Genomic DNA, 9,546 nt, shown 5'->3' with positions numbered 1-9,546 from the left:
TCATCCCGATCATTCCGCCAGTGCCCGACACCGATCTCAACGAGTACTTCGACCTGATCGAGCGCCGCTTTCTCAACCCGAAGATCGGCGACACCATTCCGCGTCTGGCGCAGGACGGCTCCAACCGCCAACCGAAGTTCATCCTACCCTCGACCGCCGACCGTCTGGCGCAAGGCCTCGACATCGTTGGTCTGTCGCTGGTTTCCGCTCTGTGGTGCCGCTACTTCTACGGAACCTCGGACAGCGGCAAGCAGATCGTCTTCAACGACGCCAGCGCCGAACGCCTGCAGGCGGCAGCGATAAAGGCCAAGGACGATCCGATGGCGTTTCTCGCACTCAGCGATATTTTCGGCGACGTCGCAAACTCAGACCTCTTCCGCACCCGCTTCGCCCATGCTCTAAACACATTATGGGAAAAGGGTACCGCAAAGACGCTCGAACTCTATCTGGACGATAAACTTATCGAAAGCTGACATCATGCCTACCGAAACCGGCCCCTTGGTGATTTTCGACTGCGATGGCGTGCTTGTCGACAGCGAGCCGGTTTCTGTCGCAGTGCTGATCGACATGCTGGCACATCTCGGTGTCCAGATGACCGAGGAAGAGGCCTATCAGCGATTTCTCGGTCGCAGCCTTGCCAATATGACGGCAACACTTTGGGAGGAGTACGGTATCGAGACCGATATCGATTTTCTCGAACACATGCGAAGCGCGCTCTTCGAACGCTTTCGCCTGGAATTGAAGGCGATTGACGGCATTGCCGAAACGTTGGACCGTCTCAACGTGCCGCGCTGCGTGGCCTCGTCCAGTCAGCCGGAACGCATCCGCTATTCTCTGGGCCTTACGGGTCTTATCGAGAAATTCGAGCCACATATTTTCAGCGCCACCATGGTGAAGAACGGCAAACCGGCGCCAGATCTCTTCCTGCACGCCGCGCAAGAGATGGGTGCGGAGCCGGCCAGTTGCATCGTTATCGAAGACAGCCCGGCGGGCATTGCCGCGGCAAAGGCGGCGGGTATGTGCGTTTTTGCTTTTACAGGGGGCTCTCACGCACGCTTCCCCGCGTTCCGTCAACAGATCGCAGCACTTGAGCCCGATCTCGTGTTTGACGCCATGCCGGATTTGGTTCACCTTGTGCGCGACCGAAAGGGCCGCCAGGGCTCAAGAGCAGAGGCTGGTTGACGTGCAGATAACGACACGGAACGGTTCTCTCCCGGTTTTCGGTAAAACAGGGATGGGAAACTAGCTTTATGCGCCAATATCTCGTTGCGGTCGATGTCGGAACAGGCAGCGCGCGCGCCGGGGTGTTCGATCGTCATGGCGCGATGCTGTCCCGTGCGACCCATCCCATCCTAATGCAGAGACCGAAGGAAAACCACGCCGAGCACGATTCCGAGGACATATGGAGGGCCGTGTGTCTTTCGGTGCGGTCTTCCATGGCTGAGGCAGCGATTGGCCCTGCAAGTGTGGCCGGCATTGGTTTTGATGCAACATGTTCGCTTGTTGCGCGCGGCAAATTCGGCGAGCAAGTGTCGGTCTCAACCACGAGCGAGGACCGCTTCGATACCGTGGTCTGGCTCGATCATCGCGCCATTGCCGAGGCGGATTTTCTGACAGCATCGGGTCACCCGGTTCTGGATTTCGTCGGAGGATCGATATCCCCCGAAATGCAGATGCCGAAACTGATGTGGCTGAAGAAACACCTGCCTGAAAGCTGGTCGAAAGCAGCCTATTTCTTCGATCTTGCCGACTTCCTTACTTGGAGGGCAAGCGGCAGTGCGGCGCGCTCCAACTGCACACTGACGGCAAAGTGGAATTTCCTAGCGCATGAGCAAGAAGGCTGGTGTCAGGATTATCTTGACTTTGCAGGTCTCGGGGATCTGAAAGAGCGGGCTTCGCTCCCTTCAAGCCCCGTCGCGCCTGGTCAAGCCGTTGGTGTTCTGTCGGCCAGGGCTGCCGATGAATTGGGGTTGGATACTGAGTGCCAGGTCGCAACCGGCATGATCGACGCCTATGCGGGCGCCCTGGGTGCGCTCGGCGGTAGTCTCGGCAACCATGTGGAAAACAATGTTGCGCTAATAGCCGGCACATCGAGCTGTCTCGTCGCTCTCACGCCCAATCGCAAACATGGTCGCAGTCTGTGGGGACCCTACTGGCAGGCCGTTCTGCCCGATCACTGGCTGGTCGAGGGCGGGCAGTCGGCAACGGGTGCTTTGCTCGACCATATCGTGCGCATGCATGCTGCGGGCGGCGAGCCGGATGCGGCGCTTCACCGTCGCATCGTCGACCGAGTCATGGCGTTACGGGCCATAGAGGGCGACGGGTTTGCCAACCGTCTGCATGTCCTGCCGGATTTTCATGGCAACAGATCGCCTTTCGCCGATCCACATGCTCGGGGCGTGATCAGTGGCCTCACTCTCGATACTTCTTTCGATAGCCTCTGCGCTCTTTACTGGCGTACCGCCGTGTCGATTGCGCTCGGGACGCGCCACGTTCTGGAGGCGCTGGAGAGTTTTGGATATCGCATCGCGACGCTTCACCTCGCGGGCGGGCATGTTCATAATCCACTGTTGATGGAGCTCTATGCTGACACGACGGGTAAGCACGTCGTGGTGCCGCAGACCAGCGATGCCGTGCTTCTGGGAACCGCCATGACCGCCGCGGTAGCGGGTGGCGTGTATACGAGTTTGTCTGAAGCTGGCGCTGCCATGTATCCCGGTTATGAGGAGCGCCACCCGGATGGGACGCGCGCATCCGGCTACGAGCGCGATTACAGAAAATTCCTCGCAATGCATCGGCATCGCGAGGAACTGGATCGTCTCTGAGCGGCGCTTCAGATCACGGGATAGAGCGACCAGAAAAACAGATCATGTTCCTGATCGCGATCACGCTGTTCAGCCTCGTCACGAACGGGGTGATCTTTTCTCGATCCGCTCTCGCTTTTGAGCTTTTCTTCCTGCGCCCGACGGCCGAGGCCGAAGAGATCGAAGGAAAGCATGTTGTAGCCTGCAACCATTTTCATTCCTCCAGTCATCGAACTTAACAATGTGTAAAGTTTCGCGTTTTGCCACGATTTCGTCAAGATTGCTGGAGGGATTCCTATATTAGAGCTGTGGACGGGAGAGAAAGATCCTTCCATTTGCAGCGTTACAGCTAGGGATTTTTTCTCGGGAGCATCAGCCGCCCCGCAGAGTCGGACCGCGTTATACGCCGATGAACGCGGCTTTTTGCTTGTCCATCGGGCCGCCCGGGCTCTATTGCTTGGCGGCAGAAGAGTAGGTCTCATCTACCACCTCGATTGCCTTATCCACTTTGTTTGAATGTCCGTGGTGGCGCAGTGCGTGGGCGAGGGCTTTGATATTGGCCAGCACGGGCTCTTTGTTGGCGCGCAGTCCCGTATGGTTGAGGCGGATCAGATAGTCTGTTCCGGGGCCGACAGCGGCTGAGATATCGGACCCATCGATTTTTGCCTGAGAGACGAGATCGGCGCGCTGGACAGCTACCGGGAGCTTGACTGCTGTGACGAGTGCAGAGGCTTCTTCGTCCGGCACCCAGAGCTCAACGCCGAGTGCGGTGAGAGCTCTTCGCGTTGCCGTTGCAGCCAGCCGATGTCGCTTCTGGCTGAAGTCTATGCTTTCCGCCTCCACACGATCCAATGCAGCTTCGAGCGCAAAAAATTCAAGCGGTGCGGGCGTACCAGGCAAAATCCCTCTGCCGGTATCGAGCCATTGTTCTTTTTGATCGAGAAGCGAGAGCATCGAACCGCGTGGCGCGTTGCCATGGTTCAGCATGGCCCAGGCGCGTTTGCTGACTGAAATTGCCGAAAGGCCTACCGGCCCAGCCAACGATTTTTGCGGACCGATCACGGCGATGTCGATGTGATCCTTGTCCACATCGAGACTATGCCCGCCAATCGATGCAACTGCGTCCACGACGGTGAGCACGCCTTTTTCCCTGGAGAGCCGGACAATCTCTTCCAATGGGTTGAGAATGCCGCTGGCGGATTCGGCGTGAACGAGAGACAGTACGGCAATATCGGGGTGTTGATTAAGCTCCCTCCTGACAGCGTCTACCGTGATGGGACGCCCAGCTTCGGCCACGAGATTGACGACCTCACAGCCGCCGCGCTTCAGCCAGTCGCCGAACCATGCGCCGTAGGGGCTGGTAATGATGTTGAGCGCTTTCAGTCGCGGCTGGGCCAGGCTGGTCGCCACCGCTTCCAGCGCGAGAACTGCTTCGGCCTGAATGAGGAGCACGTCGTTTTGCGTCTTCATCAATGCGGCCAGCCTGTCCGCGAGCTTTGCATAACGCTCTTGTGGGAAAGCTGGGACATCGAGCAGGTGGCTCCAATTGCGGTCAGACATGGTTCTTGTCCTGAAGTCGAAGTGTGGGAACGGCGGCAATCAATCGCTTGGCAGTGTCCGATTGCGGGCTGGAGATGATGCGGCCTGTCTGGCCATATTCGACAATCCGTCCGCTCTCCATGATCGCGACGCGATGGCATACGGCGCGAATGACGGCCAGATCGTGCGAAACGAAAAGGCAGGAGAGACCGGTCTCGGACTGGAGCGACACAAGTAGCTCCAGAATTTGAGCGCGAATGGAGATATCCAGCGCCGAAACCGCCTCGTCCATCACGAGCAAGGACGGGCGGCAGGCGATCGCACGCGCAATCGCAACACGTTGCCGCTGGCCCCCCGAAAGATGAAGTACGGGACGTTTGGCCACGTCCGGGCTGAGACCGACGCGTTCCAGCAGCCGGGTGATTTCGTAAGGTCTTTGACCGCTCGCCACAATGCGGTGGATGCGCAGCGGATCGCCAATTGCATCTTCCACCGTGGCGCGCGGATTGAAGGCGCCATGGGTATCTTGAAACACCATCTGCAGGCGGCGGCGAGCGGCTCTCAGTTCACGGCCTCTCAGGTTCAGCCAGTCCTGGTCCTCAAAGCGCACTTGGCCACTATCCGCCGGAGAGAGCCGCATGATGATCCGTGCGAGAGTAGATTTTCCGCAGCCTGATGGACCCGCAAGTCCAAGTGTTTCGCCCCGTTCCAGCGTGAAGGAAACATCGGCCAGCGCCTGCACTGCTCGGCCTTCCCATTCATATCGCTTCGAAAGATGGCTGACTGAGAAGAACGGGGTCATCAGCCTGCAGTCCCGATGAGCGGCGGAGTGGTGAGGTCAAGATGAGAAGACAATAGACGTCTGGTGTAGACGCTTCCCGGATTGGGAAGCACGTTATATACTTTGCCGGCTTCCACCAAGTGGCCCGATTTGAACACGGTGATATCATCTGCGAGGTTGGAGGCGAGCGCAATGTCATGCGTTATGAAGATCAGCGTCATACCGTTGGTTTGAACCAGTCTGTCCAGCAGACTTGCGATGGCCGCCTGGGTTATCGTGTCGAGCGCGCTTGTGGCTTCATCCGCAATCAGGATTTTGGGGTTAGCGGAAATGGCAGCGGCGATGGCAACTCGTTGCCGCTGACCTCCGGAAATCTGATGCGGGTAGGTCGAGAGCAGCTCTTCCGCACGGGTCAGTTGTACCTCTGCGAGCAGATCGCGTGCATGATTTAGCGCCTGTCTGCGTGTCAGGCCGAGATGGCGTATGGCCGCTTCACACACCTGCTCGCCAATCGTCAGGACAGGATTGAGGCTAGCGCCGGGATCCTGAAATACATAGGCGATATCGCGTCCAGGTGCCGGAAAAGACCCGTGTTTCGTCCTCACCTTCGCATCATTCCAGATCAATTCGCCGGTCGTTCTGGCGCCAGATGGCAGCAGCCCTGCAATGCAGCGTGCCAGCGTGCTTTTGCCCGAGCCGCTTTCGCCGATGATGGCGAGCCGGCGTTTTTCTTCAAGGGTAAGCGACACATCGCTCAAGGCGGGTCCGGACGCGCCACGATAGGTGACGCCCAAGCCCTTGATCGTAAGAAGTGGCAATGGGCTCATTGCACACCTTTTTGGAATGCGAGCGCCTTGTTGATGCCCTCGCCAAGCAGATAGACCCCGAGAACCGTGGCAAGCAGAGCGATACCCGGAATAATTGAGAGGTAAGCAGCAGAGCGAAGCACGTTTCTTCCTTCCGCGATCATTCCACCCCAGGTGACGATATTCGGATCGCCAAGACCAAGGAAGGAAAGCGCTGCTTCCGTCAGAATGGCTGCTGCAACGATGATCGCGGCAAGTGCCATGACGGGCGGCACTGCATTTGGCAGGATTTGTCGAAAGGCGATTTCCATTGGATGCATGCCGATGGTCCGAGCGGCTGCGATATAATCCCTCTCGCGAATTGAGAGAACCTGCGCGCGCGTCAACCGCGCGGGATCGGCCCAAGCGCCGAGTGCAATGGCCATCACGACAATCGGCAGGGACGGGCCCACGGTGCTGACAAAGGCAAGCGCGAGAAGAAAACTCGGAACGATCTGGAAGGCATCGGCGATCCGCATCAGTGCTTCGTCGACAATGCCTCCGGCAAAGCCCGCTATCGTGCCCATGAACGTGCCGATCAGAAGCGCCGCTGCTGCAGCGGAAAGACCGACGAGAAACGAACTGCGCACGGCATGGAAGAGACAGGCAAGAACATCGCGGCCGAGCGTATCGGTGCCGAGCGGCAGGGCACGGTCGGTAAAGGGCGGGATCAGTGGTGCCGCGACGATGGAAAGCGGATCGTTGGGGAAGACAAAAGGCGCCGAAATGCCAGCGAACGTCACTGTGAGAAGGATCACGAGGCCGGCCACACCTTCTGGACTGCGAGATACCCGGCGAAGAATGGTCACGCCGCTTTCTCCCCCGCACCGATACGCGGATCGAGAAATGCGTAAAGCAAATCGACGATCAGGTTGACGAGGATGACGAAAACGGCGCTGACAAGGATGATGCCCATCAACAATGGGGTGTCACGCCCTGCGACCGCCTCTTGCGCCAGTCTCCCGAAGCCAGGGATTGCAAAGACGCTCTCGATGACGACGGAACCACCGAGCACGGTAGCCGATTGGAGACCGAGCACGGTGAGAAGAGGAAGTGCGGCATTGCGCGCAACGTGGCGCAGCACCACCCGGCAACGTGACAGCCCTTTCGACTGAGCGAAGGCGACGAAATCCGTATGCCAGAGGTCCCCCATGGCGCTACGCATCACGCGCAGGAAGAGGGCTAGGTAGATAAGGCCAAGGCTTGCAACTGGAAGGACGAGATGGCGCATGATGTCGAGTGCCCGCGCAAAACCCTCTTTGCCAGAGGCTATGGTTTCCAGACCCGAGGTCGGGAGCCAGCGGAGCTTGACGGCGAAAACGAGCACGAGAACGAGGCCGAGCCAGAAGCCCGGAACGGCGTAAAGCGCCAGCGATACAGATGACAGCACCCGATCCAGGAGGCTTCCAGGCCTTGAGCCAGCGACAATCCCCAGTGACGTGCCGAGGATGAACGACAGGAGCGTCGCGCTACCCATCAACAGCAGAGTGTTCGGTAGACGCTCTAAGATCAGCGAAAGGACGGGCCGATCAAAGGCGACCGACCAGCCGAAGTCCAGCCGGACGATCGATGTGACGTAGAGCCACAGCCGCCAGAGGACCGATTGGTCCAACCCGTATTGTGTACGCAGAGCATCGCGAAGGCTTGCATCCCCGCCGCCGATGGAGACGAGATAGGCGTCAACGGCATCACCCGACGCATTCTCCAAAAGCAGAAACGTAAAGATCAGCACGATGACCAGCACTGGTACGGCGCTGATCATTCTGCGACGGAGAATGCGGCCTGCAACTGCCACTCTATTCCTCGATGGCGGTATCCGCCCAGTTCGAAACCGCCCATCTTGGGTTACTGGCAACGTTTTTCACCGTGTCGCGGGCAACGGTAATGAAGCCCCACTCTGCCACGTTAATCAACGGCAGATCCTGTTTCACCTTCTGCTGAAATTCCTTGTAGAGCGCAGTACGCTGCTTTTCGTCGACAGTTTCCGCCGCCTTGTCGATCAGAGCGTCCAATTCCTTGTTTTGATATCCGCCCTGATTGGAGAAGGGAACACCGGCAGGTGTTCCCGATTTCACCAGAATGGTTGTGGAAATGGCGGGATCGCCGCGAAAGACGGTCGGTGCTACGGCGAGGTCGAAGTCGTGGTCAGTGTAGACCGCCTTCTGATGAGCGGCAGCATCGTTGTTTACCTGTTGCGCATCGATACCGATGGCAGACAAAGCCTGGCGCAGATAGGCGCCGAACTGTTTGGTCTCATTGAAATAAGGCGCAGGCAGCAACTTCAGGGAGAAACGGTTCCCATCCCGACCGCGTGGATAGCCAGCCTCATCGAGAAGAGCGTTCGCCTTGTCGATGTTGAAGTCGTACAACGTGACGTCGGACGTGTAGAATTGCGACGCGTTCTTCGGCACAGGACCGGTGGAATTGGTCGCGTAGCCAAGAAACACCGTGTCGACCACGAGCTTCTTGTCGATTGCGTGAGCGATGGCTTGTCGCACCTTGAGGTCGGCAAGCTCTTTCCGGCGGTGATTGATTTCGACGACGAGTTGATAGGTCAAAGCCTCATAGCCATCGGCAATCACCTTGATGCCGGGTTCCTTGGAGATACGCGCAAGATCGGAAAGAGGAACGGCAGAAAAAGCGGCAAGCTGTATCTCCTCCGCTTCCAGCGCGGTTGCTGCGCCAGCGCGATCGGGAAGCACCCGATAGATGATTTCGCTGAGCTTTGGCCGATCCTTGCCCCAATATGTCTCGTTGCGCGTCAGGCGATAATATTCGCCGGGCTTGTACTCGGCAAAAACGAAAGGTCCGGTGCCGACCGGTTTGTTGTTCAGCGGGTTGGTGGCGATATCGGTGCCGTCGTACAGATGTTTCGGCAGAACGCTGGTGACTACCGGCAGGGCATTGCGAATGAGCTGGAAGGGTGTAGGCTTTGAGAAGCGGAAAATTGCGGTGTGCTCGTCGGGCGTGTCTACGCTCTCAAGGTTGGCAAAGACCAGCCGTCCGAGGTTCTGCAGCGGTTTCCAGACGGACAGAGCAGAGAAGGCCACATCCGCCGAAGTGAAGGGTTTGCCGTCGTGCCACGTCACGCCTTCACGCAACTTGAAGGTTGCACTCAGGCCATCCTGCGAGCCTTCCCAAGCGGTTGCAAGCCGAGGCTCAAGCCCATCTTTCCCGTTGTAGGACGCTTCCGCCAGCGGTTCGACAATCTTGCTGGAAATATAGAAGACGCCGTTGGAAGCGACGATTGCAGGGTTGAGATTTTTAGGCTCGGAGTCTGCCGCGACGACGAGGCGCTCGCCGCTCTCCTGCGCCCAGGCACGGTCGATCCGCATCAATGCTGTGGATGCGGTGAGCAGTGCCAGGGTCTTGAGGAGGGATCGGCGCGAAATCGGGGACGGCATGAAGGGCTCCGGATTGAGACGGTGGTTCTCGTTCGCATTTACGACCATGACCACTTCAGTGTCCATGGGAAGCCGCCACATGGACAGCAATGTTTTCATCCTGCTTGAAACGAGGAGGATATTTCTTTTCCTCGCCCGCGGTAACGAAGCGAAATCATTCGCATTCATGCGAA

9 protein-coding genes and 1 pseudogene are annotated in these 9,546 nt (G+C 58.3%); 3 read left to right on the top strand and 7 right to left on the bottom strand.

Annotated elements, in window-relative coordinates:
- The 3 genes and pseudogenes from QZ862_RS17095 to QZ862_RS17085 all read left to right on the top strand — a co-directional run.
- Nucleotides 1–473: pseudogene (locus tag QZ862_RS17095) on the top strand (mannitol dehydrogenase family protein); the annotation flags it as partial.
- A gap of 4 nt (nucleotides 474–477) precedes the next feature.
- A complete protein-coding gene (locus tag QZ862_RS17090) occupies nucleotides 478–1,182 on the top strand; it encodes an HAD family hydrolase (RefSeq protein ID WP_296021042.1) in 705 nt (234 codons plus the stop codon).
- 68 nt (nucleotides 1,183–1,250) lie between these two features.
- Nucleotides 1,251–2,825 carry an FGGY-family carbohydrate kinase gene (locus QZ862_RS17085; RefSeq protein ID WP_296101110.1) on the top strand — a complete coding sequence of 525 codons (1,575 nt, stop codon included), beginning with the start codon at nucleotides 1,251–1,253 and terminating at the stop codon, nucleotides 2,823–2,825.
- An 8-nt stretch (nucleotides 2,826–2,833) separates the two neighbouring features.
- Here the strand turns inward: QZ862_RS17085 and QZ862_RS17080 are convergent, their stop codons facing one another.
- From QZ862_RS17080 to QZ862_RS17050, 7 genes are all read right to left on the bottom strand, one after another.
- The gene (locus QZ862_RS17080) at nucleotides 2,834–3,022 is read right to left on the bottom strand and encodes a hypothetical protein (RefSeq protein ID WP_296021047.1); all 189 of its coding nucleotides are present in this window, start codon (nucleotides 3,020–3,022) and stop codon (nucleotides 2,834–2,836) included.
- Nucleotides 3,023–3,254: 232 nt separating this feature from the next.
- Nucleotides 3,255–4,364, bottom strand: coding sequence for an aminotransferase class V-fold PLP-dependent enzyme (locus QZ862_RS17075; RefSeq protein WP_296101109.1), 1,110 nt, complete (start codon nucleotides 4,362–4,364; stop codon nucleotides 3,255–3,257).
- Nucleotides 4,357–5,145, bottom strand: coding sequence for an ATP-binding cassette domain-containing protein (locus QZ862_RS17070; protein ID WP_296085842.1), 789 nt, complete (start codon nucleotides 5,143–5,145; stop codon nucleotides 4,357–4,359). Before QZ862_RS17070 ends, QZ862_RS17075 begins: the two co-directional genes overlap by 8 nt.
- Nucleotides 5,145–5,951 carry an ABC transporter ATP-binding protein gene (locus QZ862_RS17065; protein WP_296101108.1) on the bottom strand — a complete coding sequence of 269 codons (807 nt, stop codon included), beginning with the start codon at nucleotides 5,949–5,951 and terminating at the stop codon, nucleotides 5,145–5,147. The genes QZ862_RS17070 and QZ862_RS17065 overlap by 1 nt, the downstream gene beginning before the upstream one ends.
- On the bottom strand, nucleotides 5,948–6,778 hold the full coding sequence (locus QZ862_RS17060; RefSeq protein ID WP_296101107.1) for an ABC transporter permease: 831 nt from the start codon (nucleotides 6,776–6,778) through the stop codon (nucleotides 5,948–5,950). The genes QZ862_RS17065 and QZ862_RS17060 overlap by 4 nt, the downstream gene beginning before the upstream one ends.
- Entirely contained in the window at nucleotides 6,775–7,731 is a 957-nt protein-coding gene (locus tag QZ862_RS17055) for an ABC transporter permease (protein WP_296101117.1), read from the bottom strand. Before QZ862_RS17055 ends, QZ862_RS17060 begins: the two co-directional genes overlap by 4 nt.
- Nucleotides 7,732–7,765: 34 nt before the next feature.
- Nucleotides 7,766–9,373 carry an ABC transporter substrate-binding protein gene (locus tag QZ862_RS17050; protein ID WP_296101116.1) on the bottom strand — a complete coding sequence of 536 codons (1,608 nt, stop codon included), beginning with the start codon at nucleotides 9,371–9,373 and terminating at the stop codon, nucleotides 7,766–7,768.
- Between the last annotated feature and the right edge of the window lie 173 nt (nucleotides 9,374–9,546).

It is taken from the genome of uncultured Agrobacterium sp. (assembly GCA_913777615.1).
GTDB lineage: Bacteria > Pseudomonadota > Alphaproteobacteria > Rhizobiales > Rhizobiaceae > Agrobacterium.
The sequence above is the reverse complement of the archived record's forward strand: the minus strand, read 5'-3'. Positions and strand labels throughout refer to the sequence as shown.